The organism is Streptomyces sp. RKAG337 (assembly GCF_023701715.1).
In the GTDB taxonomy this organism is placed as follows: domain Bacteria; phylum Actinomycetota; class Actinomycetes; order Streptomycetales; family Streptomycetaceae; genus Actinacidiphila.
The window spans coordinates 5,040,057-5,065,323 of sequence record NZ_JAJOZA010000001.1 but is presented as its reverse complement, the minus strand read 5'-3'; the positions used below and the strand labels follow the sequence as shown (position 1 = coordinate 5,065,323).

Here is a 25,267-nt window from a genome sequence, read left to right as displayed (position 1 = left end):
CGTGCCCACGCCCCACACCTATGACACACAGGTGACCTGGACCGGCAACCTGGGCACCGGCACGAGCACTTACCGCTCCTACGACCGCTCCCACGAGGTCTCCGCCGCCGGCCTTCCCACCATCCTCGGCAGCTCCGACCCGACCTTCCGCGGCGACGCCACCCGCTGGAACCCCGAGCAGCTGCTCCTCGCCGCGCTGTCGCAGTGCCACATGCTCGCCTACCTGCACGTCTGCGCCGTCGGCGGCGTCACGGTCACCGCCTACACGGACCACGCGCACGGCACGATGGAGACCGCCCCCGAGGGCGGCCACTTCACCGAGGCGGTCCTGCGCCCGCAGGTCGAGGTCGCCTCCCAGGAGATGGCCGCCAAGGCCGCCACCCTCCACGCCGACGCCCACCGCGCCTGCTTCATCGCCAACTCGGTCAACTTCCCGGTCCGCCACGACCCGGTCATCACGGTCCGCGACGAGTCCTGACGCCGCCGGCGCGGCGGGCGCGGCGGGCGCGGCGGGCGCGGCGGGCGCCAATGTATAGTCGATCATGTATACTGATATATAGACGCTTGTACATCATGGAGGTGCGCTGGTGAGTCGAACCGTCATCGACCTGGACGACGAAGCCCTCGAAGCTGCCGCGAAAGAACTCGGCACCACAACCAAACGCGACACCATCAACTCAGCACTCCGCGAAGTCACCGCCCGCTACCGTCGACTGCGGTCCCTGGAAGAGGCACGCGAGCTGGTCGCGGACGGTGCCCTGGACGTGGACATCCTCCTGGACAAGCGCAAATACCGGGGCGGCGTCGACGAGGAGCCCACGGCCACCCGCAGGAGCGCGTGAGTGCGCGTCGCCGACTACCTCATCGACACCTCCGCCGTCGCCCGCATTCTGCTCGGCCGAACCACAGCCGAGTGGGATGACCGGATCGGCGCCGGCCTCGTCGCGATCTGCGACATCACGGAGCTCGAAGTTCTGTACTCGGCGCGGTCGGCCGCAGACCGCGAGCGGCTGAAGACGGCCCTCGACAGCCACTACGCCTGGTGCCCGATCCCGGATGGCACCTACCGGCGGGCGCGGGTCGTACAGGAGCAGCTCACCGCGAAGAGCGAGCACCGGAGCGCCGGGCCCATCGACCTCCTCGTGTCGGCCGTCGCCGAGCAATCGGGTCTGACGCTGCTTCACTACGACCGGGACTTCGAGACCATCGCTCGCACCACGGGGCAACCGGTCCGCATGATCGATCTTCGATAGCGACCGGTACGCCGCACGAACCGCGTCGGACCACCTCACTCGACCAGAACCCGGCCCGGTCAGGCCCTGGCGCGGAGGCGGCGGAGCATGCGGGCGTCTTCGAAGCCGACGGCTCGGGCGGCGGATTCGATGGTGGAGCCGTGGGAGATGAGGTGTTCGGCGCGCTCGACGCGGAGGACCTGTTGGTAGCGGAGCGGGGTGAGGCCGGTGGCTTCGCCGAAGCGGCGGGTGAGGGTGCGTTCGCTGATGCCGGAGGTGGCGGCGAGGGCGGCGAGGCCGAGGTGTTCGGTGAAGCGGGTGTCGATGAGGTCCTGGACGCGGTGGACGGCGTCGCTGAGGTGGGCGCGGTGCCGGAGCATCGCACTGGTCTGCTGTTCGTCGCCGTTGCGGCGGGCGTAGACGACCATGTTGCGGGCGATGCGGGCGGCGGCGCCCGGCCCGTGCCGGCCGGCGACGAGGTGCAGCGCGAGGTCGATGCCGCTGGCGATGCCGGCGGAGGTCACGACGCGGTCGTCGACCACGTAGAGCACATCGCGCACGACGGTGGCCCGTGGGTGGCGGACGGCGAGTTCGTCCTGCACGTCGTGGTGGGTGGTGCAGCGGCGGCCGTCGAGGAGGCCGGCCCGGCCGAGGGCTTCGGCGCCCGCGCAGATGCTGGCGACGACGCCGCCCGCGGCGTGGTGGTCGCGCAGCCGCTGGAGCGTGGACTCCGCCACGTGCCCGTTCTGGGTCAGCGTCCGGGACCGCCAGCCCGGGACGATCACCAGGTCGTCGGGGGTGAGATCGGGCCAGCTGGTGGCCGCCCGGAGCGGTAGGCCCTGGGCGGTCGGGATGTCTTCCTGCTCGGCGACGTAGGCGGTCTCGTAGCCGTAGCCGAAGTCGGCCGCGGTCGAGAACACCTGCGCCGGGCCCGCGAGATCCAGCAGATGCAGCTGCGGGACGAGCAGGAAGACGACCCGGGTCACGATCCGGTCAGCTCCTTGACGGTGGTCACCCGGGCGAACCGGCCGGCGAGCGCGTACTCGGTGCGGGCGATGATGTCGTCGGTCTGCAGGGTGCGGGGGTCGGCGAGGATCTCCTCGACCGAGCGGCCGGCCGGCGCGTCCCAGTGCTCGCAGGGGGTGGTGGCGGTCGCGTCGGTGACGAAGGTGACCTCGTAGCCGAGGTCGGACGCGAGCCGGGTCGTCGTCTCGACGCACTGCTCGGTGCGGATGCCGCTGGTGATGACCTCGGTGACACCGCGCGAGGTGAGGAGCTGCTGGAGGTTGGTGGTGGTGAAGGCGTTGTGCGCGGTCTTGGTGAGCACCGGCTCGCCGTCGAGCGGCGCCAGCCCCTCCATCAGCCGCACATGGCCACTGGCCGGGTCGAAGTCCCCGCCGGTGCCGGGCTCGCTGTGCAGCACCCAGACGACGAGGTCGCCCGCGTCGCGGGCGTGCGCCACGAGGCGGTTCACCTGGCCGACGATGCCGGGGTTGGACGAGGCCTGCCACAGCGGGCGCTGGAGAAAGGACTGCTGGACGTCGATGACGATCAGTGCTCGGTTCATGCCTCGATCCTGGCCCTCGGCGGAGTCCGCGGTACAGACACCATTGTGCCTCGATGCGGAACGATCCGGTCACCGGTCACGCGTCGGCGGACGGTCCGGCGGGCGGCACGGCGGGCGGCACGGCGAGGGTACGCAGCGCGACGAGCAGCGCCTCCTGGTCGGGCGCCGCGCCGAAGAACGCCGCGTCGGTCGCCTCGACCTTGGCGACCGCCTCGGTCGCCAGCCTGGCGCCCGCGGGCGTGATCCCGAGCCGCTTGGCCCGGGTGTCGCTCGGATCGGTCACGCGCGTGAGCAGGCCCTTGTCCTCCAGCCGGCGCAGCACCTGCGACGTCATCTTCACGTCCGTGCCGCTGTGCCGGGCCAGTTGGAGCTGGTTGGGCTGCTCGCCCTGGCCGTCGAGCCACCACAGCCCGGCCAGCAGGACGAACTGGGCGTGGGTGAGATCGAGCGGGGCCAGGGCCGCCGCGATGGCGCGCTGCCAGTGGAGGGAGGTACGCCAGAACAGGAAACCGGGGCTGTCGTCGGGTGCGGCCATCATCAGACCGTACCCGCCCCCACCGGCCGTAAGCGGATTCGGGGCCATCAATCTGCGCATCGATCATCTACGCGCAGTCTTTATTCCGGTCAGCTACGGCTCCGGGCCGCGCGACCGCCCGGCCCGGCCCCGTGCCGGCCGTCGTCCCGGCCCCCGACCGCCCGTCTCACAGCCGCCGACGTCCCGCGCTGAGGGCACCGTTCCCTCAGGGAAACGGACGCGATGCCGCCGGGTAACAGCCGCGCCGCAGGCTGACGGGCATGGACATCGACGCGGGCATGGAGATCGTGGTGGTGGGCGGCGGGATGGCGGGCGCGCGCCTGGCGCAGCAGCTCGCGCCCGCCGCCCCCGGCGTCCGCGTGACCCTGTTCGGGGAGGAGCGGCACGCGCCGTACAACCGGGTGCTGCTCGCCGAGGTCCTCGCCGGACGGTACGAGCCGGACGTCATCACGCTGCCGGACGCCGCCTGCACGATACGGCGCGCGGTGCGGGTGGACCGAGCCGAGCGCCTCGTCATCTGCGACGACGGTTCCGCCACCCGCTACGACCGGCTGGTGCTGGCCACCGGCTCCAACCCGGTGCTCCCGCCGCTGCGCGGCCTGTTCGAGGCCGGGCGGGGTGAACTGCCGCTGGGCGTGCACGCCTTCCGCACCATGGACGACTGCCTGGCGCTGTCCGGGGCGCTGCGCCCCCGCGTACGGGCCGTCGTCGTCGGGGGTGGGCTGCTCGGGGTGTCCGCGGCGCGGGCGCTGGCGGCGCGCGGCGCCCATGTCGTCCTGCTCCAGCAGGGCGAGTACCTGATGGAGCGACAGCTGGACGAGCAGTCCGGCAGGCTGCTGCGCGCGCATCTGGAGTCGATGGGCATCGAGGTCCACACGGAGTGCCGGGTGCGGGGGCTGCGGACCACGCCGGACGGTACATCACAAACCGCCCCGACCGTCCCAGCCGCCCAGACCGCCCAGACCGCCCCGACGGTCCGCGCCGCCCCGACCGTCCGCGCCGTCCGGTCCGTCGAACTCGCCGACGGCTACTGCCTCGGCGCCGATCTCGTCGTGCTCGCCTGCGGCGTGCGGCCCCGTACCGGCCTGGCGCAGGCGGCGGGCCTCGAGGTCGACCGGGGCATCGTCGTGGACGACGAGCTGCGGACGTCCGACCCGTTCATCCACGCGATCGGCGACTGCTCGCAGCACGGCGGTGTCGTGTACGGCCTGGCCAACGCGGCCCGTGAACAGGCGGACGCGCTGGCGCTGCTGCTCACCGAGGCGGCGCGGGGGCCCGTACCTGGCCGCCCGGCCGACCCACCGCGCTACACCGGCACCCGCGCCCTGACCCGGCTGACCCTCAACGGCTCCCCCGAACCCGAGCCCGGGCCCGCGCCCGCAGCCACCGCCGCAGAGCCCGCCCGCCTCGGCGCCACCGGGATCGCCCCCTTCGACCTCGCCGCGTTCGGCGACCCGCTGCCGGTCCCCGGCGACGACGTCCTGCGCCTCACCGACGCGACCCGAGGCGCCTACCGGAAGGTCGTCATCCGTGACGACCGGCTGGTCGGCGGGATCCTGCTCGGCGATCTCGCCGCGGTGGGCACGCTCGCCCGCACCTGGGAGGCCGACGAGCCGCTCCCGGCCACATCCGCTCCGCTGCTCCACCTGCTCACCAACGACGGAGGTTCCTGACCATGGCTGTTGACACGATGGCTGGCGGCACGACGGACGTTCCCACGGTTCCGACGATCGTGCTGGTCGGCCACGGCATGGTCGGGCAGCGGTTCCTGGAGGCGCTCGCCGACCGGGGCGTCACCGGGCGGGCGCGGGTGGTCGTGCTGTGCGAGGAGCCCCGCGCGGCGTACGACCGGGTCCATCTGACCTCGTACTTCTCCGGGACGACGCCGGACGAACTCGCCCTCGCCGAGGACGGTTTCCTGGAGAAGCACGGCATCGAGCTGCGGCTGGGGGATCCCGCGCTCACCGTCGACCGGGCGGCCCGCACCGTGACCGCCCGCTCCGGGCTGACCTTCGGGTACGACACGCTGGTGCTGGCCACCGGCTCCTTCCCGTTCGTACCGCCGGTCCCCGGCAAGGACGCCGAGGGCTGCTTCGTGTACCGCACCATCGAGGACCTGCTGAAGATCGAGGAGTACGCCGGGACCGGCGGCACCGGCACGGTCGTCGGCGGCGGGCTGCTGGGCCTGGAGGCGGCGGGCGCCCTGAAGGGGCTCGGACTGGACACGCACGTCGTGGAGTTCGCGCCGCGCCTGATGCCGGTGCAGATCGACGAGGGCGGCGGTGAGGCGCTGCGGCGCACCATCGAGGAGATGGGTGTCACCGTCCACACGGGCGTCGGCACCCAGGCGATCGTCGCGGGCGAGGACGGCAGGGTCGCCGCGATGTCGCTGTCGGACGGTTCGACGCTCACGACCGGCCTGGTGGTCTTCTCGGCCGGCGTCCGCCCCCGCGACCAGCTGGCCCGGGAGTGCGGACTGCCGGTCGGCGAGCGCGGCGGGATCGTCGTGGACGAGCAGTGCCGCACCGGGGACGAGGCGGTGTACGCGATCGGCGAGTGCGCGCTGGCCGCCGACGGCCGGGTGTACGGGCTGGTCGCGCCCGGCTACGAGATGGCGGAGACGGCGGCGAAGGCGATCGCGGGTGACGCCGGCTCCTTCCGGGGCGCGGACCTGTCGACGAAGCTCAAGCTGCTCGGGGTGGACGTGGCGAGCTTCGGCGACGCGCACGGCGCGACGCCCGGGTGCCTGGACGTGCTGTACTCCGACTCCCGTTCCGGTGTGTACAAGAAGCTGGTGGTCTCGCGCGAGGGTGTGCTGCTGGGCGGCATCCTGGTCGGCGACGCCGACTCGTACGGCATGCTGCGCCCGATGACCGGCTCGGTGCCGCCGGTGCCGCCCGAGCGGCTGGTGCTGCCGGCGGGCGCCGGCGGTCCGGTCGAGCTCGGGCCGTCCTCGCTGCCCGACACGGCGGTGATCTGCAGCTGCCACAACGTCACCAAGGGCGCGATCCTCGGCGCCGTTGCCGAGCACTCCTGCACCACCGTGCCGCAGATCAAGAAGTGCACCAAAGCCGGTACGGGGTGCGGGAGTTGCCTCAAGGTGCTGGGGCAGCTGCTGCCGGCCGCCGAGGACCAGGGGCTGTGCGGCTGCTTCGCGCACACCCGCCAGGAGCTGTACGAGATCGTGCGCGCGCTGCGGGTCACCTCGTTCGCGGCGCTGCTCGACAGCCACGGGCGCGAGGCGGCCAGGGGCGGCGAGGGCTGCGAGGTCTGCAAGCCGGCGGTGGCCTCCGTCATCGCCTCGCTGGCGCCGTCGATCGGCGCTCCGGTGCATGTGCTGGACGGCGGGCAGGCCGCGCTCCAGGACACCAACGACCACTTCCTGGCGAACCTGCAGCGCAACGGCTCGTACTCGATCGTGCCGCGCATCCCCGGCGGTGAGATCACTCCGGAGAAGCTCATCGTGATCGGCGAGGTGGCCCGGGACTTCGGCCTCTACACGAAGATCACCGGCGGTCAGCGGATCGACCTCTTCGGCGCCCGCGTCGACCAGCTGCCGCTGATCTGGACACGGCTGGTGGACGCCGGGTTCGAGTCGGGGCACGCGTACGGCAAGGCGCTGCGCACCGTGAAGTCGTGCGTGGGCAGCACCTGGTGCCGGTACGGCGTCCAGGACAGCGTGAAGATGGCCATCGGCCTGGAGCTGCGCTACCGGGGGCTGCGCTCGCCGCACAAGCTCAAGTCCGCCGTCTCGGGGTGCGCCCGCGAGTGCGCGGAGGCCCGCGGCAAGGACTTCGGGATCATCGCCACCGCGTCGGGCTGGAACCTGTACGTCGGCGGCAACGGCGGTGCCGACCCGCGCCACGCGGACCTGCTGGCGCAGGACCTCAGCGACGCGGAACTGGTCCGGCTCATCGACCGGTTCCTGATGTTCTACATCCGCACCGCGGACCGGCTGGAGCGCACCTCCGCGTGGCTGGAGCGGATCGAGGGCGGCCTGGAGCACGTCCGCGACGTCGTCGTGCACGACTCGCTGGGCATCTGCGACGAGCTGGAGTCCCTGATGTCCGCGCATGTCGCGGGGTACCGCGACGAGTGGGCGGACACCATCAACGACCCCGAGCGGCTGAGCCGCTTCGTCTCCTTCGTTAACGCGCCGGACGTGCCCGACCCCAGCGTCCGGTTCGTCGAGGAGCGCGACCAGGTCAAGCCCGATCTGGATCTGCTGGCCGGCCCGGTGCTGCTCGCCGGCCCCACCCTCGCCATCCGCACCCTCGAAGGGACGGTCACGGCATGACCATCGAACTCCTCCTCGACGACGCCTGGTTCCCGGTCTGCGACGACACATTGCTGACCCCGGGCCGGGGCGTCGCCGCCCTGCTGCCCGACGGCTCGCAGGCCGCGCTCTTCCAGGACCGGCACGGCGCCCTGTACGCGATCGGCAACCGGGACCCGTTCACCGGCGCCTACGTCCTGTCCCGCGGTCTGCTCGGCTCGGCGGCGGGCCGGGCGTACGTCGCCTCGCCGCTGCTCAAGCAGCGCTTCGATCTGGCGACCGGGACCTGCCTGGACGACGAATCGGTCAGTACCGACTCGTATGCCGTCAGATCCCTGTAATCCTCCATACGACCCGACCACGTCACGTAATGTGGCCGAGGCACAGCGAATTGACAAGGTTAGGTTTACCTAACCTAAGATCGAAGCGTGCTCAAGAACCAGCGGACGGCCGTCGCCGGCCAGCTCCCCTCCCCAGTCCGGCGGATACCGCTGTTCCTGCTCGGCGCCGTCGCGTTGACGGCGTGCGCCGCCGCGAGCCTCGCGTTCGGCTCGCGGCCGGTCCCCCTCGGCACCGTCCTCGACGCCCTGTTCCACCACGCCCACAGCCGTGACGCCGTGGTGGTCACCGGGCTCCGCGTACCGCGCACCCTCATCGGGCTCGCGGTCGGCGCGGCGCTCGGGGTGGCGGGGGCGGTCGCCCAGGGCGTCACGCGCAACCCACTGGCCTCGCCGACCACGTTGGGGATCAACGCGGGCGCCGGCTTCGCCGTCGTCACGGCCATCTACGCACTGCATCTGACGCACCCTTCGCAGTACCTGTGGTTCGCGTTCGCCGGAGCGGCGGCCGCCGCGCTCTTCGCCCAGACGCTCGCCCGGCGGGCGGGCGACCTGGACCCGGTGCGCCTCGCGCTGGGCGGCACGGTGCTGACGGCCGTCCTGGTGTCCTGGACCTCCGCCGTGATGCTGGCGAGCAACCGCACCCTGGACGAAGCCCGGTTCTGGCTCGCGGGCTCGCTGTCCGGGCGGACGCTCGACGTCCTCTACCCCGTACTCCCGCTGATCGCCGTCGGGCTGGTCATCGCGCTGGCCATCACCCCTGCGCTCAACGCCCTGGCCCTCGGCGACGAGACCGCGCAGGCCCTGGGCGTGCCGGTGGCCAGGATCCGGGTCGCCGGCGGCCTCTCCGTGGTGCTGCTCGCCGGCTCCGCCGTCGCGGTGGCGGGACCGGTCGCCTTCATCGGGCTGGCCGCCCCGCACCTGGTGCGGCTGGTGTTCGGCAACGACCACCGGCTGCTGGTCCCCGGCTGTCTGATCGCCGGCCCGCTGCTGCTGCTCGGCGCCGACGTCCTGGGCCGCGTCGTGATCGCGCCCTCCGAACTGGAGGTCGGCATCGTCACCGCCTTCCTCGGCGCGCCGCTGCTCGCGGTGCTGGCCCGGAAGGTGGCCCGATGACCCCGCCCACGACCCCGCCCGCCCCCCTGACCCCGCCCGCTCCCACCACGACGCCCGCTCCCACGACGACGAAGTCCCTCGTCCCCACGCTCCGCAAGGATGCCGAGGCTGCCTCCGCCGCCCCGAAACGGCGGCCCTCCCCCGGGCGCCGGACCGCGCTGCTGAGCGTCTGCGCCGTGGCGGCGATCCTCGTACTGGCCACCACCGCGCTCACCACCGGGCAGATCCCGATGCCCCCGCTCACCGCGCTGCGCGCCCTGATCGGCCTCGGCGACTCCGGCGACGTGCTGGTGGTCCAGGAGTTCCGGGCGCCCAGAATGGCGGCGGCGATCGTCGCCGGAGCGGGCCTCGCCGTCGCCGGCGGGCTGCTGCAGCGGCTGTTCCGCAACCCGCTCGCCTCCCCCGACGTCATGGGCGTGACCGGCGGCGCCTCCCTCGGCGCCGTCTCGCTGCTCGCCACCGGCGCCTCGCAGACCCTCATCCCGCTGGCCGCCCTCGGCGGCGGGCTGCTCGCCGCCGTCCTGCTCGGCGCGTTCGCCTGGCGCTCCGGACTCGGCGTCACCCGTCTCGTCCTGGTGGGGCTGGCCGTTCAGGCCGGCCTGGCCGCCGCCGTCAACCTGATGGTGGTGCGCTTCCCCGCCGAACTCGCCAACTCCGCGCTGCAGTGGACGACGGGGTCGCTCTACGGGCGGACCTGGACCGAGGTGTCCGCCGCGGGCGGCGCCGTGGCCGCCGCGATGGCCGCCGCGTTCGTCCTGCACCGGCGCCTCGCCGTCCTCGACCTGGGCGACGACTCGGCGGGCGGGCTCGGCCTGGCGCCGTCCGCCGCGCGCCTCCAACTGCTGCTCACCGCCATCGTGCTGGCCTCGCTGGCCGCCGCGCTCACCGGCCCGGTCGCGTTCGTCGCGCTCGCCGTACCGCACGTGGTCCGCTTCCTCGCCGGACCGCCGACCGCCGGAACGCTCGCGCTGTCGGCGCTGACCGGCGCCGTCCTGCTGCTCGGCTCCGACCTGGTCGTCCAGCATCTTCTGCCGGTGCACGGACTGCCCGTCGGTGTGGTCACCGCGACCCTCGGCGCCCCCTGGCTACTCGTCCTGATGATCCGTCAGAGCAGGCCCACGCACAGGAGTTTCGGATGACCGCCCGCGCCGACCGGCCGAACCGCACCAACCAGCTCTCCACCCACGGCCTGGACCTGCGCTACGGCGACCGGCTGGTGATCGGCGGCCTGGACCTCGTCCTGCCCGGCGGCGCCGTCACCGCCATCGTCGGCCCCAACGCCTGCGGGAAGTCGACGCTGCTGCGCGGGCTGACCCGGCTGCTCTCCCCCGCCGCCGGCACCGTGGCCCTGGACGGCGCGGACATCCACCGGATGCCCGCCCGCTCGCTGGCCCGCCGGATGGGGCTGCTGCCGCAGCAGCCGGTCACCCCCGACGCGATCACCGTCGAGGCACTGGTCCGGCTCGGCCGCTACCCGCACCAGCGGCTGCTCAGCCCCTGGTCGGCCACCGACCAGGCCGCCGTCGACGAGGCCCTGGAGCGCACCGGCACCACGGAACTGCGCGACCAGCACGTGGACCAGCTCTCCGGCGGTCAGCGGCAGCGCGCCTGGATCGCGCTGGCGCTCGCCCAGGACACCGAGCTGCTGCTCCTCGACGAGCCCACCACCTTCCTCGACCTGCGGCACCAACTCGACGTCCTCGACCTGGTGTCGGACCTGCACACCGAGTCCGGCCGCACCGTCGTCATGGTGCTGCACGACCTCGGCCAGGCCGCCCGGTACGCCGACCATCTCGTCGTCCTCCAGGAGGGCCGGCTGGCCGCGGCCGGGCCGCCCTCCGAAGTGCTCAGCGCGGCGCTGGTGAAGTCCGTGTTCGACGTGGACTGCCAGGTCATCCCCGACCCGGAGACCGGCACCCCGCTCGTCGTCCCCCGCGGACGCGCCAGACGGCACGCCACCGCCGTCGCCGGCTGAGCCCTGGCTGAGCTCCGGCTGAGCTGACGCCCTGACCTTTCTCTTTCCCCCGTCCCCATCTCCTGTCTAGCCGCTAGGAATCCCCACCCTCATGAACACCAGAGCCCCGCTCCGCCGCCGTCTCGTCCGGCTGATCGCCGCGCCCGTCGCCCTCGTCATCGGCGTGGGCGCGCTCGCCGCCTGCGGCAGTGAGACCCCGGCCAAGGACGACAAGGCGAACGCCGCGGCCACCGCCGACGGTTTCCCGCGCACCATCACGCACGCCATGGGCAGCACCACGATCCCCGCGAAGCCCAAGCGCGTGGTCGTGCTCGACACCGGCGAGCTGGACGACGTGACGATGCTCGGCATCACCCCGGTCGGCGCGGTCGCACCGCACCTCAAGTCCGAGGGCGGCTTCCCCGCGTACCTGAAGGGCAAGACGGATGGCACCAAGGACGTCGGCCCGTCCGCCGAGCCCAACCTGGAGCTGATCGCGTCCCTCAAGCCGGACCTGATCCTCTCCTCGAAGGTCCGCCACGAGAAGGTCTACGACAAGCTCAAGGCCATCGCGCCGACCGTCTTCACCGCGACCACCGGCTTCCCCTGGAAGGAGAACCTGGCGGTCCACGCCAAGGCACTCGGCCTGGAGAAGGAAGCGGCAGCGTCGCTGAAGTCCTACGAGGACCGCGCCAAGAAGCTCGGTGCGGCCATCAAGGCCAAGAACGGCGGCAAGGAGCCGACCGCCTCGGTCGTCCGCTTCGTCGCCGGCCCGACCCGGCTCTACCAGCTGGACTCGTTCAGCGGCGTCGTGCTGAACGACATCGGCCTGGGCCGCCCGGCCTCGCAGAACGTCCACAGCGCGATGCTGGAGGTCGGCCCCGAGCAGATCGACAAGGCCGACGCGGACCTGGTCTTCGTCACCGTCTCCGACGACCCGGCCAAGACGCAGCAGAGCGTCGTCGAGTCCAACCCGGTCTGGAAGGACCTGGGCGCGGTCAAGAACCACAAGGTCGTCAACGTGACCGACGAGACGTGGATGTCCGGCATCGGCGTCCAGGCCGCGATCAGCATGCTCGGCGACGTGGCCAAGGCCGCCGGCGTCGACCTGCCGAAGTGACGCTTGTAACGCTTCCCGTGTGAGAGGGGCGGGCCGCCACCCGCCGGCCCGCCCCCTCCCCTCCACACGTTCCCAGAACAGGACTCTCAGCCATGCGGCTGTATCTGCTCGCGCTCAACCCCACGGACTCCGTCACCGAGGGCTTCCTGCCGGCCGCCTCCCGGCTCGGTCTGGACGTCACCGTGCTCACCGACTCCCCCGCCGCCCACCAGGAGCTGTACGGCACCCAGGTGGACGTCGAGGAGTGCGACGTACGCGACTTCCGCGCCGTCATCACCCGGATCGCCACCGGCCACACCCCCCACGCGGTCTTCACCAACAGCGACCACCTGCAGACCCAGGCCGCCCTCGCCGCCGAGTACTTCGGGCTGCCCGCCAAGCCCTGGCAGGTGGCCCTGCGCGCCAAGGACAAGGCGCAGATGCGCCGCCACCTGGCCGCCACCGGCGCCGACACCGTGTGGTCCGCCGAGCTCGCGGCCGGCGCGGACCCCGTCTCGCTGCTCGAACTGCCGGTGCCCTACCCGTGCGTGGTGAAACCGCGCGAGGGCGTGGCCAGCGAGGACGTGGTCCTCGTCGGCGGCCCCGAGGAGCTGGTGCTGCGCTGCAAGGAGATCCAGGCCCGCCGCCCGCGGGCGGCGCTCGTGGCGGAGGAGTACCTCGCCGGCGAGCTGTACACGCTGGAGACGCTCGGCGACGGCCGCACCCGGCACGTGCTGGGCGGGTTCCACACCGAGATCTCGCCGCCGCCCTACTTCATCGAGGAACGCCTCACCTTCGTCCCCGCGCACCCCGAACCGGTCGTGGCGCAGATCCTCGCGCAACTGGACGCCTTCGGCGTCGGGTTCGGCGCCTGCCACACCGAGTTCGTGGTCCAGGACGGCCGGGCGCGCATCATCGAGGTCAACTACCGGGCCATCGGCGACCAGTGCGACCTGCTGCTCGCCGGGCTGCTCGACATCCCGCTCTTCGAGCACATCCTCCGCGTCCACCTCGGTGAGCCGCTCCCCGCCGACCTCGGCGCCCGCGACGACGGCCGCGCCCGGCTGGAGTACCCGTACGCGGAGCGGGCGGGCACCCTGACCGCCGCGCCCGAGGCCACCGAGCACACGGTGGACGGCGTCCGGCTGGTCTACCGGCCGCTGCGCGCGACCGGCGAACGGTACGAACTGCACCACACCAACCGGGACTACTTCGGCATCCTGCGCGCCACCGGAACCGACCAGGAGACGATCGACCGCGTCGTGACGGACTTCCTCGGGGCGCAGCGCTGGGAGATCACCCCGTGACGGCCACCGGGACCGGTACCGGCGCCGGGACGAGCGCGGCCGGGGAAGCCGGCGCGGACACCGATGCGGAGCTGATGCTGCGCGTGCTCAGCGCGCTGCTGCGCGAGGACGTCGTCGGGCTGCGCACCCGCTCCACCCTCGTCGAGGAATCCGACGGCAGCTGGCTGCGGCTGCCCTACACCTACGGTGGTGACGGGGACGGCGGCTACGAGAACGCGCTGCTGCTCCCGGTGACCGAGGACGGCTTCCAGAGCGAGTACGCCGCCCGGCTGCCGCTGCTGCGGCGCGCCTCGGACGGCCGCGAACTCACCGGCACCGACGCCGTACTGCGGGCGCTGCGCGCCCTGGCGGACCCCGCCGACCGGGCCGGCTTCGACGCGTTCGCCGAGGAGTGCCGGCAGACCGCCGCGACCCTGCGGCTGCACGACCGGGTGCGCGCGGAGGTGACCGGCCGGCTCGCGGAGCGGTACGGCGCCGACACCGCGTACTGGACGTACGCCCGCAGTCCGGGCTTCGACGCGCTGGCCGCCTTCCACGACCACCCGGTGTATCCGACGTCGCGCGGCCGCAGCGGGCTCGACGAGTCCGAACTGCGCGCCTACGCACCGGAGTTCCACGAGGACGTGGCACCGCGCTGGCTCGTCCTGCCCCGCGCGGCCGTGACGGAGTCCGGCGGCGGCCCCGCCGAGGCGTACGCCTATCTGTGGCCGACGCCCGCCTCCCTCGGCAGGCCGGAGCTGCGCGACACCCACACCGTGCTCCCGGTGCACCCGCTGACCGTCGGGACGCCGCTGGACGAGGCGCTGCGCGCCACCGGCCTGGAAGGGACCGCGTTCCTCGCCGAACAGGCGCCCCTTGCCCTCGTCCCCACCCTGTCCATGCGCACGCTCGCGGACCGTACGTACCCGCTGCTGCACCTGAAGCTGCCGCTGGCCACCGCGACCCTGGGGCTGCGCAACCGGCGGACCATCAAGCCGGGCACGCTCGCCGACGGGGCCGCCTGCCAGCTGCTGCTGAGCCAGGTGATCGCCCGCGAACCCCGGTTCCAGGACACCGTGCTGCTCGCCGACGAGCGCCGCTACGCGCACGCCGGGCACGAACTCCTCGCCGTCCTGCTGCGCTCCTATCCGGAGCACCTGCAGAACTCCGTCCTGGTCCCGATGGCCGCGCTGCTCGCCGGCGCCCCGGACGGCCGGCTGGTGATCGACCAGCTCGCCGACCGCTTCTACGACGGCGACCCCATCGCTCTCCTGGACGCCTGTCTGACGCTGCTGTTCGACTGGCAGACCACGCTCTTCGGCTACGGAATCGCCCTGGAGTCGCACCAGCAGAACATCTCTCTCGCCCTGGACCAGGACCGCGCGACGGGCACCACCCGGCTGCGGCTGGTCCTGAAGGACAACGACGGGCCGCGCATCAACACCGCGCGGCTGAGCCGGGCGCTGGGTGAACTTCCGTCCCGCATCGACGAGTTCGACGACGAGCGGATCTTCTGCGCCTCCGACGACCCGCTCGTCGACCTGTTCACCACCATCACCGTCCACCTGTGCGCGGGCTCGTACGCCTTCGGGCTCGCCGGCCACGGGCGGGCGCCGCTGGACGACCTGCTGCGGCTGGTCCGCGACCGGCTCTCCGAGGCGTTCGACCGCCTGGGCGGCGAGCCGGCCGAGCTGCTGCGCGACCGCGTGCTGAACGCCGAGCGGCTCCCGGTCAAGGCGATGGTCAGCGCCGGGACGCTGCTCAGCAAGGAGCGCTCCGGCGCGGCCGACATCAACAAGCACTACACGACAGGACCCAACTACCTGCTGGTCGGGACTGGTTCGCGGTGAGCGCCGAAGCGGCGACGATCTCCGCCGCTCCGGCTCCCACCCTGGGGCGCCGCCAGGTGCACGCGGTCGCGGCCTGCTACTTCGTGGCCTCGTTCGCCGCGCTCGGCCTGCCCCCGTACCTGACGTCGATCCTGCCGGAACTGGGTGACCCGACCGCCCACTGGGCCGGGCTGCTCTACATCGTCCCGACGGTCTTCGGCGGCCTCGCCGCCCCGCTGTGGGGGCGGCTGGCCGACCGCTACGGCCGCAAACGGCTGCTGCTGCGGGCCCAGCTCGGGCTGGCGCTGTCGTTCCTGCTGGCCGGGGCCGCCGACTCGCTGCCCACCTTCACCGCCGCCCTGGTACTCCAGGGCATCCTCGGCGGGACCTTCGCCGCCACCAACGGCTATCTCGCGGCTGGGCTGGACGGCACCCGGCTGTCCTGGGCCCTGACCCTGATGCAGGGCAGCGCCCGCGCCGCCCTGGTCGCCGCGCCCATCGTGGTCGGCACGCTGTCCCCCTGGCTCTCCCCGCACCGCCAGTACGCGCTGCTCGCCCTGCTCCCGCTGGGCGCCGCCGCGATGCTGCTGGCGCTGCCGGAACCGCGCGAGTCCGTCGTGGTCCTGGAGAAGCCGCTCGCGGAGCGGCGGATGTCGCCGCAGGAGCCCGAGCCGGTGGCGGTGGCGCCGCCGGTCACCGCGCAGCGCAGGCTGCTGCGGGAGCTGTACGTCTTCGAGTTCGCGTTCGTCTTCTCGACCGTGATCTCGTTCCCCTACCTCATCGCCCTGCTCGGGGACCGAATATCGGGGATCTCCCCGGTCGTCTCCGGGTCGCTCTTCGCCCTGCCGCACCTGTGTTACCTGCTCTTCGCGGCGCCCGTGCACTCCGCCTTCCGCAACCGCCCCCGGCTCGGTATCGCCCTGGGTTTCGCGGCGGTGGCCGCGGGTCTCGCCGGGCACGCCGTGGCCGGTTCGCTGATCACGTTCACGGCCGTCCGGCTGCTGCTCGGCGCCGGGCTCACCCTCGGCCTGGTCGGTCTGTCGCTGCTCGCCGCCGACGCGGTGCAAGGCCGTTCCCCGGGAAGGATGTTCGGCACCCTGGAGTTCGTCTCCAAGGGCGGAGCCGTCGCCGCCGGAGTGGTCGCCGCACTCGGCAACAGCGCGTTCGGACCGACCGCACCCGTACTCGCGGGCACCGCCGTCGCCCTGATCACCGTCGCAGCCGCCGTACACGCTCTCTTCTCGCACCCTTGATGGAGCCGTTGATGACGCTTCCCCTGCGCCTCGCGCAGCCCTCCGCCGGCCTTTCCGACAGCGGCCTTCCCGGCGCCGATGACGTCGTGGCCCACACCCTGCTCAACTGCCTGCTCCGCGAGGTCTCGGGACCCGAGCACCAGACCGCGGTCGCGGACGGCCACCTGCTGCTGCGGCTGCCCCGCGCGGGCGCGCTGCTGCGCGTCGCGCTGCGCCGCACCTCGCTGATCGGCGCGCACCGCTTCACCGGCCCCGTCGCGGAGCAACACGCGGACGAGTGGAAGGAGTTGGACTGGTACCGGCTCGCCGAGTACGTGCACGACGAGCTGTCGCTGCGGACCGGGGTGCGCAACGACGAGTTCCTGGACCAGATCGTCTCCAACCACCGGGGCGTCACCGCCGCCCTGTCGCTCCCCCGTCCCGTGCCCGGCGACGACGGGCTAGGCGCCCCCGACTACCTGGAGTCGGAGCAGTCGCTGCTGTTCGGCCACCGCTTCCACCCCACCCCCAAGGCGCGCACCGGCGACCCGGCGTCGTGGGCCGCGTACGCCCCCGAGGCGGGCGCGACGTTCCCGCTGCGGCACTTCGCCGTCCGCGAGCACCTCATCGCCGAGGAGCGCAGCGAACCCGGTGCCGCCGACCCGCTGGACCGGCTGCGGCCGGTGCCCGCCGGCTACCGGCTGCTGCCCGCGCACCCGTGGCAGTACGGGCTGCTGCACGACCACCCGGCGCTGCGCGCGGCCCTCGCCTGCGGCGACATCCTCGACCTGGGCACCGGCGACGCGGCCGCGACACCGACCGCGTCGGTCCGGACGCTGTACGACGGCGACACGTTCCTGAAGTTCAGCCTCAACATCCGGATCACCAACTGCCTGCGGAAGAACGCCGCTTACGAGCTGTCCGGCGCGGTCGCGCTCACCCGCCTGCTGGCGCCGGTCCTCGCCGACCTGGCCGGCCGTTTCCCGGACAGCGCCATGCTGCGGGAGCCCGCGTACCGCAGCCTCGCGCTGCCCGGCGCCGACGGGCGCCCGGACATCGGCCTGCTGGAAGGCTTCGGCGTCATCGTCCGCGACGGCCTGGACGCGCATCTGCGCCCCGGCGTCACCCCGCTGCTGGCCGCCGCCGTCGCCGACGAGTACCCCACCGGCTCCGCGCACATCTCCCGGCTCCTCGACGGGGCGGGCCCGCAGGCCGCCCTCGACTGGTGGACTGCGTATCTGCGACTGCTGCTCCCGCCGGTGCTCGCCGCCTACTTCGACCACGGCGTCGTGCTGGAACCGCATCTGCAGAACGTGCTGATCGGGGTGGACGGCGACGGCCTCCCCGTCCAGGTCCTCTTCCGCGATCTGGAGGGCACCAAGCTCGTCCCCGAGTACCACGCCGCCACCCTCGCCGCGCTGCCCGCCGACGTCGCGGCCCCCATGACGTACGACGCGGAACGCGGCTGGGACCGCGTCATCTACTGCCTGCTCGTCAACCACGTCGCCGAACTGCTCGCGGCCCTCGCCGATCTGCACCCGCACTCCGAGACGGCCCTGTGGGCGCGGGTGCACTCCGTGCTGCGCGAGTACGCGGACGCCCACGGCTGCCCGCCCCGGCTCAGCGCCCTGCTCGCCGGGGTCCCGCTGCCCGCCAAGGCCAACCTCCTGACCCGCTGGGAGCGCAAGGCCGACCGCGAGGCCGGCTATGTACGGCTGCCCTCACCGCTGGCCGAGGACGTGCTCTCCGGGGCTTCGGCCCCGGGCACGGCGGGCTGCGGAACCGGCGACGACAGCGACCGGACCGAGCCCTGGAGCACCCGATGACCCCGAACCCCTCCGCCGGCGCGGCGCTGCTGACCGACGCGGTCCGCGAACGGGCCGCGTACCTCGCCGCCGACGACCTGCCCGCCTACCTCTACGACCTGGCGGAGCTGCGCGCCCACGCCGCGGCCGTACGGGCCGCGCTCCCCGAGCGCGTCGAGCTCTACTACGCCGCCAAGGCCAACCCCGAGCCGGAGATCCTGACCGCGCTCGCCCCGTACGTCGACGGTTTCGAGGTCTCCTCCGGCGGCGAACTGGCCCACGTCCGCAAGGCCGTCCCGGACCGCCCGCTGGCCTTCGGCGGGCCCGGCAAGACCCCGGCCGAGATCGCGGCGGCGCTGGAGCTGGGCGTGGAACGCTTCCACGTGGAGAGCGAGTACGAGCTGCGGATGCTCGGCCACCTCGCCGCGGAACTGGCCCCCGGCCGGACCGTTCCCGTCCTGCTGCGCTTCAACCTGCCGGTGCCGGGCGCGGCGCTGGAGGGCAGCTCGCTGGCGATGGGCGGCCGCCCGACACCGTTCGGCCTCGATCCCGCACAGGCCGACGGTGCCGTACGGCTGCTCACCGACGGCAGCCACCCCCAGCTGGAGCTGCGCGGCATCCACGCGCACCTCGCCAGCGGCCTCGACGCGGCGGCGCAGCTCGCCGTGGCCGCCGAGGTGGTCGCGTTCGCGGTGGGCCTGGCCGCCCGGCACGGCATCGCGCTGCCCGAGGTGAACGTGGGCGGCGGCATGACCGTGGACTACGCCGATCCCGGCGCGCGCTTCGACTGGACCGCCTACGGCGAGGGGCTCGCGCGCCTCACCGCCGCCCACCCCGGTCTGCTGCTGCGCATCGAGCCGGGCCGCGCCCTCAGCGCCTACTGCGGCTGGTACGCCACCGAGGCGCTGGACGTGAAGCCCAGCCACGGCGAGGAGTTCGCCGTGCTGCGCGGCGGCACCCACCATCTGCGCACCCCGGCGACCAAGGGCCACGACCAGCCCTGCGCGGTCCTGCCCGTCGACCACTGGCCCCACCCGTGGCCGCGCCCCGCCGCCGAACAGGACCACGTCACCCTCACCGGCCAGCTCTGCACCCCGAAGGACGTCCTCGCCCGCCGGGTCCCGGCGCCCGGCCTGCGGGCCGGCGACCGGGTGGTGTTCGCGCTGGCCGGGGCGTACGCGTGGAACATCTCCCACCACGACTTCCTGATGCATCCCCGGCCGGGCTTCCACTTCCTGGGCAGTGCTTGAATCGGCCCATGACCGATCATGAAGTGCTCCGGGTGTTCATCGGCCCCGACGGCCGGGGCGGCAACCTGCTGGGCGTGGTGACCGCCGGCTCCTCCGACCCGGCCGCCCGCCAGGCGATCGCCGCCGAACTCGGGTACAGCGAGACGGTGTTCATCGACGACGCCGAACGCGGCGAAGTGCGGATCTTCACCCCCAGCGTGGAGCTCCCCTTCGCCGGCCACCCCCTCGTCGGCACCGCCTGGCACCTGAAGTCGTCCCTCCTGCGCCCGCCGGCCGGCGACGTCCCCGCCTGGACGGAGGGCGACTTCACCTGGATCCGCGGCCGCGCCGCCTGGGCCCCCGGCCGCCGCACCGAGCAGTACGCGACGGTCGCCGAGGTCGACGCCCTGCCCTCCCCGCCGCCCGGCGAGGGCTGGCTCTACGCCTGGGCCTGGGCCGATGAAGCGGCGGGCCGCATCCGCGCCCGCGGCTTCCCCCGCCGCGGCGACGCCATCACCGAGGACGAGGCGACCGGCGCCTCCGCGGTCGTCCTCACCGCCCAACTCGCCCGCCCCCTCGACATCCGCCAGGGCACCGCCTCCCAGATCCTGACCCGCCCGGGCCCGGACGGCACGGTCGACGTGGGCGGCCGGGTGGCGCACGTGCGCTGAACGAGGGGCCGGGCCATCTGCCCAGCCTGGATCGGCCTTCCGCCGTCACCGAACTCCTCGTCGGCTTCTTGCGCGGGACGGTCCCCGCGGCGGGGCGCTGACCGGCCGGAACGCCACGGGAGTACCTGCCGGCCGGGACCCGTGACGCACACGGCTCGTGCATCCGCGGCCCGCTCTCTAAGCTGACCGCCGGGGGATCCGGATTTCGGCCAGCGACACGAGGAGAACCGGTCACATGGGCTGGACTGCGAACGACATCCCCGACCAGACCGGACGCACCGCCGTGGTGACCGGGGCCAACAGCGGCATCGGGTACTGCGCCGCGAGGGAGCTGGCGCGGCGTGGCGCGCTGGTCGTCCTGGCGTGCCGCAGCGAGGAGCGCGGGCAGGCGGCGGCGGACCGGTTGGTGGCCGAGGTGCCGGAGGCGCGGGCGGTGTTCCAGCGGCTGGACCTGGGGGACCTAAGGTCGGTGCGGGCCTTCGCGGAGGAGTTCGCGGGCGACCGGCTGGATCTGCTGGTGAACAACGCGGGCGTGATGGCCCTGCCGTACACGCAGACCGCCGACGGGTTCGAGACCCAGTTCGGCGTCAACCACCTCGGTCACTTCGCCCTGACGGGCCTGCTGCTGCCGAGGCTGCTCGCGACCCCCGGGGCCCGGGTCGTCAGCGTCTCCAGCGGGATGCACGCGATCGCCAACGTGGATCTCGGGGACCTGAACAGCGAGCGCCGCTACCGCCGCTGGATCGCGTACGGCCGCTCCAAGAGCGCCAATCTGCTGTTCGTCCACGAGCTGGCGCGGCAGTTGGAGACGACGGGCGCGGACCTGGTGGCCGCCGCCGCGCACCCCGGCTACGCCGAAACGAATCTCCAGACGGCGGGCGCGAAGATGGAGGGCCGCAAGTCCGCCGAACGCGTCGCCGTCGTCGGCAACCGGATCATCGGCCAGTCGGCCGCGGCGGGCGCGCTGCCCACGCTGTACGCGGCCACCGCACCGGACGTGGCCCCGGACTCGTTCATCGGCCCCCGGTTCCTGGGCTGGCGCGGCGCGCCCAGCCGCTCCTGGCGCGCCTCCTGGACGAAGGACGACCGGGCGGGCGAGATGCTGTGGACGGCGTCCGAGCAGCTGACGGGCGTGACGTACAAGTTCTGACCCGGCGCACCAACGGGCCGGCGCCGCGCGGGTGCTACGCGCCGTAGAGCTCCTCCAGCACCCGCGCCACCCCGTCCTCGTCGTTCGAAGCGGCCCGCAGCGGCGCCGCGGCCAGGACGTCCGGGTGCGCGTTGCTCATCGCGTAGCCGGCTCCTGCCCAGGTCAGGGTGGACAGGTCGTTCGGCATGTCGCCGAAGGTGACCACCTCGGAGGCGCCGATCCCGCGGGCCGCGCACCACAGGGCGAGCGTGCCGGCCTTGGTGACGCCGGGCGAGCTGACCTCCAGCATGCCGGAGCCGCCGGAGTGCGTGACCTCGACGCCGGTGAGCGCGGCGTCGTGCGCCGCGGTCATCATCAGGTCCGCGTGGTGCCGCGAGGAGTGCACGAGCAGCTTGACGATGTCCTCGTCCGACTCCCACAGCTCGGCGGCGGTCTCCACGATCACCTCCTGGAAGTCCTTCTTCCCGAAGTCCCGCTCGCTGATCAGGCGGTGGCCGGTCTCCAGGGCGAGCGTCGAGCCGGGCAGCACCGCGACGAGCGCCTCCGCCGCCTTGCGCGCGACGGCCGTCGGCATCAGCCGCGCGTCGAGGAACTGCCGGCCGGGGACGTCGTAGACGATCGCGCCGTTGCAGCAGATCGCGGTCCCCTCGTGCCCGGCGCCCTCGGCGATGCCGTCCACGTAACGCGGCGGCCGCGCCGTCACGAAGACGACCTCGGCACCCGCGGCCGCCACCGACCGCAGCGCCCGCCGGGTCCGCTCCGAGACCGTTCCGTCGCTGCGCAGCAGCGTGCCGTCGAGGTCGGTGGCCACCAGCCGGGGAGGGGTTCGGGAGGGAGAAGCAGTCATGTTCGGATCATGGCAGATACGCCGGAAAAGGGTGGAGACGGGAGGTGGAGGCAGGGCGGCCTGCGGTGAAACGACGGGGGGTGGGGAGGGGGGCGGAAAAGGGTGGGGGCGGCGTCTCCGCACGAGACGCCGCCCCCGGTGAGGGTGGAGATGGTTCTACGGGGTGACCGGAAGCAGGCCGGTCACCGGCTGTCGTTGCCGGACGGGTCCGCCGCCGCGCGGCCCGCTTCGAGGCGGGCCACCGGGATCCGGAACGGGGAGCAGGAGACGTAGTCGAGTCCGACCTCGTGGAAGAAGTGGACGGACTCGGGGTCGCCGCCGTGCTCACCGCAGACGCCGAGCTTCAGGCCGGGGCGCGCCGCGCGGCCGGCTTCGCAGGCGGAGCGGATGAGGGCGCCGACGCCGTCCCGGTCGATGGTCTCGAACGGGGAGACGCCGAAGATGCCCTTCTCCAGGTACGCGGTGAAGAACGAGGCCTCCACGTCGTCGCGGGAGAAGCCCCACACCGTCTGGGTCAGGTCGTTCGTGCCGAAGGAGAAGAACTCCGCGGCCTCGGCGATCTGGCCGGCGGTCAGCGCGGCACGCGGCAGTTCGATCATCGTGCCGAGCGTCAGCTTGAGGTTTATGCCGGTGGCGGCCTCCACCTCGGCGATGACCTTCTCGGCCTCCTCGCGGACGATCTCCAGCTCCTGGACGGTGCCCACGAGCGGAATCATGATCTCCGGACGCGGATCGCCCTTCATGTCCTTGCGGTGCGCGGCCGCCTCGGCGATCGCCCGTACCTGCATGGAGAACAGACCGGGGATGACGAGGCCGAGCCGGACGCCGCGCAGACCCAGCATCGGGTTCTGCTCGTGGAGCTTGTGGACGGCCTGCAGCAGGCGCAGATCGTTCTCGTTGGCGTCCTTGCGGGACTCCGCGAGCGCCACCCGCACCGACAACTCGGTGATGTCGGGCAGGAATTCGTGCAGCGGCGGGTCGAGGAGGCGCACCGTCACCGGCAGGCCGTCCATCGCCTCGAAGAGCTCGATGAAGTCGGCCTTCTGCAGCGGCAGCAAGGCACCCAGTGCCTCGTCGCGCTCGCTGTCGGTGTCGGCGAGGATCAGCCGCTCGACCAGCTCGCGCCGCTCGCCGAGGAACATGTGCTCGGTGCGGCACAGGCCGATGCCCTGGGCGCCGAAGCGCCGGGCGCGGTTGGCGTCCTCGGCGTTGTCGGCGTTGGCCCGCACCCGCAGCCGGCGGACCCGGTCGGCGTAGGCCATGATCCGGTGGACGGCCTGGACCAGCTCGTCGGCGTCGTCGGCACCCGCGTGCATCCGGCCCTCGAAGTACTCGACGACCGGGGACGGGACGACCGGCACCTCACCGAGGTAGACCTTGCCGGAGGAGCCGTCGATGGAGACGACGTCGCCCTCTTCGATGACGATCCCGCCGGGCGCGGTCATCCGGCGCCGCTTGGTGTCGACCTCCAGCTCCTCGGCGCCGCACACACAGGTCTTGCCCATGCCGCGGGCGACGACGGCGGCGTGCGAGGTCTTGCCGCCGCGCGAGGTCAGGATCCCCTCGGCGGCGATCATGCCGTTGAGGTCGTCCGGGTTGGTCTCCCGGCGGATCAGGATGACCTTCTCGCCGGACCGCGACCACTTGACGGCGGTGTACGAGTCGAAGACGGCCTTGCCGACGGCCGCGCCGGGCGAGGCGGCGATGCCCCAGCCGAGCCGCGTGACCTTCGAGTCCTCCTCGAAGCGCGGGAACATCAGCTGCGCGAGCTGCGCTCCGTTGACCCGCTGCAGCGCCTCGGCCTCGTCGATCAGACCCTGGTCGACGAGCTGGGTGGCGATCCGGAAGGCGGCCGCCGCGGTGCGCTTGCCGACGCGGGTCTGCAGCATCCACAGGTGGCCGCGCTCGATGGTGAACTCGATGTCGCACAGGTCCTTGTAGTGCGTTTCGAGCGTCGTCATGATCTGCATGAGCTGGTCGTACGACGCCTTGTCGAGGCCTTCGAGATCGGCGAGCGGCACGGTGTTGCGGATGCCCGCGACGACGTCCTCGCCCTGCGCGTTCTGCAGGTAGTCGCCGTAGACGCCCTGGTGGCCGGTGGCCGGGTCGCGGGTGAAGGCGACGCCGGTGCCCGAGTCGGGGCCGAGGTTGCCGAAGACCATGGAGCAGATGTTGACGGCCGTGCCGAGGTCGCCGGGGATGCGCTCCTGGCGGCGGTAGAGCTTGGCGCGGTCGGTGTTCCACGAGTCGAAGACCGCGCGCACGGCGAGGTCCATCTGCTCACGAGGCTCCTGCGGGAACTCGCGGCCCGCCTCCTTGAGCACGATGCCCTTGAACTCCTCCACGAGTTGCTGGAGGTCGGCCGCGTCGAGACCGAGGTCGCTCTCGGCGCCCTTGGCGCGCTTGATCTCCTCGAGGGCCTCCTCGAAGAGCTCGCCGTCCACGCCCATGACGGTCTTGCCGAACATCTGCAGCAGCCGGCGGTAGGAGTCCCACGCGAAGCGCTCGTCCCCGGCCTGGGCGGCGAGCCCGGCCACCGAGGCGTCGGACATGCCGATGTTGAGGACGGTGTCCATCATGCCGGGCATGGAGAACTTGGCCCCGGACCGCACGGACACCAGCAGCGGGTTGTCCGGCTGGCCGAGCTTCTTGCCCATCTTCTGCTCGAGGGCGTCGAGGTGCGCACTCACCTCGTCGCGGAGCTCCGCCGGTTCGTGGCCGGAGTCCAGGTAGACCTTGCACGCCTCGGTCGTGATGATGAAGCCCGGAGGGACGGGCAGACCGAGGTTGGTCATCTCGGCGAGGTTCGCACCTTTTCCGCCGAGCAGGTCTTTGAGTTCCTTGTTGCCCTCAGTGAAGTCGTAGACGAACTTCTGCGATACCTGTTCCGACACGGGACTCGACTCCTCGTGAGGTCCCCCCGGACAGGGTCTGGGGGAGGGATGCCCTGACGGCGGGGAGCGTACCCATTCCCAAGGCTTTGCAGCACGTCCATCACCACATCAGACGGCCGTAACCACCCGTCTGCCACTAGATCGAAAGTAACGCGCCGCGGCGGTGCGCGCCCGATTCCGTTCACTTGTCGAACCGACGACCGCGCA

The 25,267-nt window shown here is 72.7% G+C and carries 22 protein-coding genes; 17 read left to right on the top strand and 5 right to left on the bottom strand.

Annotation, left to right across the window (positions count from 1 at the left end; translation table 11 throughout):
• Position 1: 1 nt before the first annotated feature.
• From LNW73_RS22385 to LNW73_RS22375, 3 genes are all read left to right on the top strand, one after another.
• Positions 2–478 carry an OsmC family protein gene (locus LNW73_RS22385; RefSeq protein ID WP_250991119.1) on the top strand — a complete coding sequence of 159 codons (477 nt, stop codon included), beginning with the start codon at positions 2–4 and terminating at the stop codon, positions 476–478.
• Positions 479–587: 109 nt separating this feature from the next.
• A complete protein-coding gene (locus LNW73_RS22380; protein ID WP_250991118.1) occupies positions 588–842 on the top strand; it encodes a type II toxin-antitoxin system VapB family antitoxin in 255 nt (84 codons plus the stop codon).
• The gene (locus LNW73_RS22375) at positions 843–1,253 is read left to right on the top strand and encodes a PIN domain nuclease (protein ID WP_250991117.1); all 411 of its coding nucleotides are present in this window, start codon (positions 843–845) and stop codon (positions 1,251–1,253) included.
• A 59-nt stretch (positions 1,254–1,312) separates the two neighbouring features.
• Here the strand turns inward: LNW73_RS22375 and LNW73_RS22370 are convergent, their stop codons facing one another.
• The 3 genes from LNW73_RS22370 to LNW73_RS22360 form a co-directional block, all read right to left on the bottom strand.
• Complete coding sequence (locus tag LNW73_RS22370) at positions 1,313–2,218, bottom strand: GlxA family transcriptional regulator (RefSeq protein WP_250975799.1); 906 nt, start codon at positions 2,216–2,218, stop codon at positions 1,313–1,315.
• Positions 2,215–2,799 (bottom strand): cysteine hydrolase family protein, encoded by a 585-nt coding sequence (locus LNW73_RS22365; RefSeq protein WP_250991116.1) that lies wholly within the window; start codon positions 2,797–2,799, stop codon positions 2,215–2,217. Before LNW73_RS22365 ends, LNW73_RS22370 begins: the two co-directional genes overlap by 4 nt.
• A 76-nt stretch (positions 2,800–2,875) precedes the next feature.
• A complete protein-coding gene (locus LNW73_RS22360; RefSeq protein WP_250991115.1) occupies positions 2,876–3,334 on the bottom strand; it encodes a MarR family winged helix-turn-helix transcriptional regulator in 459 nt (152 codons plus the stop codon).
• A gap of 260 nt (positions 3,335–3,594) precedes the next feature.
• On the opposite strand from LNW73_RS22360, the gene LNW73_RS22355 reads away from it, so the two are divergent.
• From LNW73_RS22355 to LNW73_RS22290, 14 genes are all read left to right on the top strand, one after another.
• Positions 3,595–5,007: an NAD(P)/FAD-dependent oxidoreductase gene (locus LNW73_RS22355; protein WP_250991114.1), complete on the top strand. Its 1,413-nt coding sequence runs from the start codon at positions 3,595–3,597 to the stop codon at positions 5,005–5,007.
• A 2-nt stretch (positions 5,008–5,009) separates the two neighbouring features.
• Positions 5,010–7,631, top strand: a complete 2,622-nt coding sequence (nirB, locus tag LNW73_RS22350) for a nitrite reductase large subunit NirB (protein ID WP_250991113.1) — start codon at positions 5,010–5,012, stop codon at positions 7,629–7,631.
• A complete protein-coding gene (nirD, locus tag LNW73_RS22345; RefSeq protein ID WP_250991112.1) occupies positions 7,628–7,951 on the top strand; it encodes a nitrite reductase small subunit NirD in 324 nt (107 codons plus the stop codon). Before nirB ends, nirD begins: the two co-directional genes overlap by 4 nt.
• Positions 7,952–8,095: 144 nt before the next feature.
• The gene (locus LNW73_RS22340) at positions 8,096–9,064 is read left to right on the top strand and encodes a FecCD family ABC transporter permease (protein WP_250980153.1); all 969 of its coding nucleotides are present in this window, start codon (positions 8,096–8,098) and stop codon (positions 9,062–9,064) included.
• Positions 9,061–10,203: a FecCD family ABC transporter permease gene (locus tag LNW73_RS22335; RefSeq protein ID WP_250991111.1), complete on the top strand. Its 1,143-nt coding sequence runs from the start codon at positions 9,061–9,063 to the stop codon at positions 10,201–10,203. Before LNW73_RS22340 ends, LNW73_RS22335 begins: the two co-directional genes overlap by 4 nt.
• Positions 10,200–11,039: an ABC transporter ATP-binding protein gene (locus LNW73_RS22330; RefSeq protein ID WP_250991110.1), complete on the top strand. Its 840-nt coding sequence runs from the start codon at positions 10,200–10,202 to the stop codon at positions 11,037–11,039. Before LNW73_RS22335 ends, LNW73_RS22330 begins: the two co-directional genes overlap by 4 nt.
• Before the next feature lie 91 nt (positions 11,040–11,130).
• Positions 11,131–12,138, top strand: coding sequence for an ABC transporter substrate-binding protein (locus LNW73_RS22325; protein WP_250975807.1), 1,008 nt, complete (start codon positions 11,131–11,133; stop codon positions 12,136–12,138).
• Between the two features lie 92 nt (positions 12,139–12,230).
• A complete protein-coding gene (locus tag LNW73_RS22320; protein WP_250991109.1) occupies positions 12,231–13,424 on the top strand; it encodes an ATP-grasp domain-containing protein in 1,194 nt (397 codons plus the stop codon).
• 74 nt (positions 13,425–13,498) lie between these two features.
• Positions 13,499–15,253 (top strand): IucA/IucC family protein, encoded by a 1,755-nt coding sequence (locus LNW73_RS22315; RefSeq protein ID WP_250993004.1) that lies wholly within the window; start codon positions 13,499–13,501, stop codon positions 15,251–15,253.
• Positions 15,250–16,485 (top strand): MFS transporter, encoded by a 1,236-nt coding sequence (locus LNW73_RS22310; RefSeq protein WP_250991108.1) that lies wholly within the window; start codon positions 15,250–15,252, stop codon positions 16,483–16,485. The genes LNW73_RS22315 and LNW73_RS22310 overlap by 4 nt, the downstream gene beginning before the upstream one ends.
• Before the next feature lie 11 nt (positions 16,486–16,496).
• A complete protein-coding gene (locus LNW73_RS22305; protein ID WP_250991107.1) occupies positions 16,497–18,290 on the top strand; it encodes an IucA/IucC family protein in 1,794 nt (597 codons plus the stop codon).
• Positions 18,287–19,519: a type III PLP-dependent enzyme gene (locus LNW73_RS22300; RefSeq protein WP_250975811.1), complete on the top strand. Its 1,233-nt coding sequence runs from the start codon at positions 18,287–18,289 to the stop codon at positions 19,517–19,519. Before LNW73_RS22305 ends, LNW73_RS22300 begins: the two co-directional genes overlap by 4 nt.
• Positions 19,520–19,527: 8 nt before the next feature.
• Complete coding sequence (locus LNW73_RS22295) at positions 19,528–20,169, top strand: PhzF family phenazine biosynthesis protein (protein ID WP_250991106.1); 642 nt, start codon at positions 19,528–19,530, stop codon at positions 20,167–20,169.
• A gap of 235 nt (positions 20,170–20,404) precedes the next feature.
• On the top strand, positions 20,405–21,319 hold the full coding sequence (locus LNW73_RS22290) for an oxidoreductase (RefSeq protein WP_250991105.1): 915 nt from the start codon (positions 20,405–20,407) through the stop codon (positions 21,317–21,319).
• Between the two features lie 34 nt (positions 21,320–21,353).
• On the opposite strand, the gene LNW73_RS22285 is transcribed toward LNW73_RS22290, so the two are convergent.
• Entirely contained in the window at positions 21,354–22,166 is an 813-nt protein-coding gene (locus LNW73_RS22285) for an HAD family hydrolase (protein WP_250991104.1), read from the bottom strand.
• A gap of 182 nt (positions 22,167–22,348) precedes the next feature.
• Positions 22,349–25,060: a pyruvate, phosphate dikinase gene (gene ppdK, locus LNW73_RS22280; RefSeq protein ID WP_250975815.1), complete on the bottom strand. Its 2,712-nt coding sequence runs from the start codon at positions 25,058–25,060 to the stop codon at positions 22,349–22,351.
• Between the last annotated feature and the right edge of the window lie 207 nt (positions 25,061–25,267).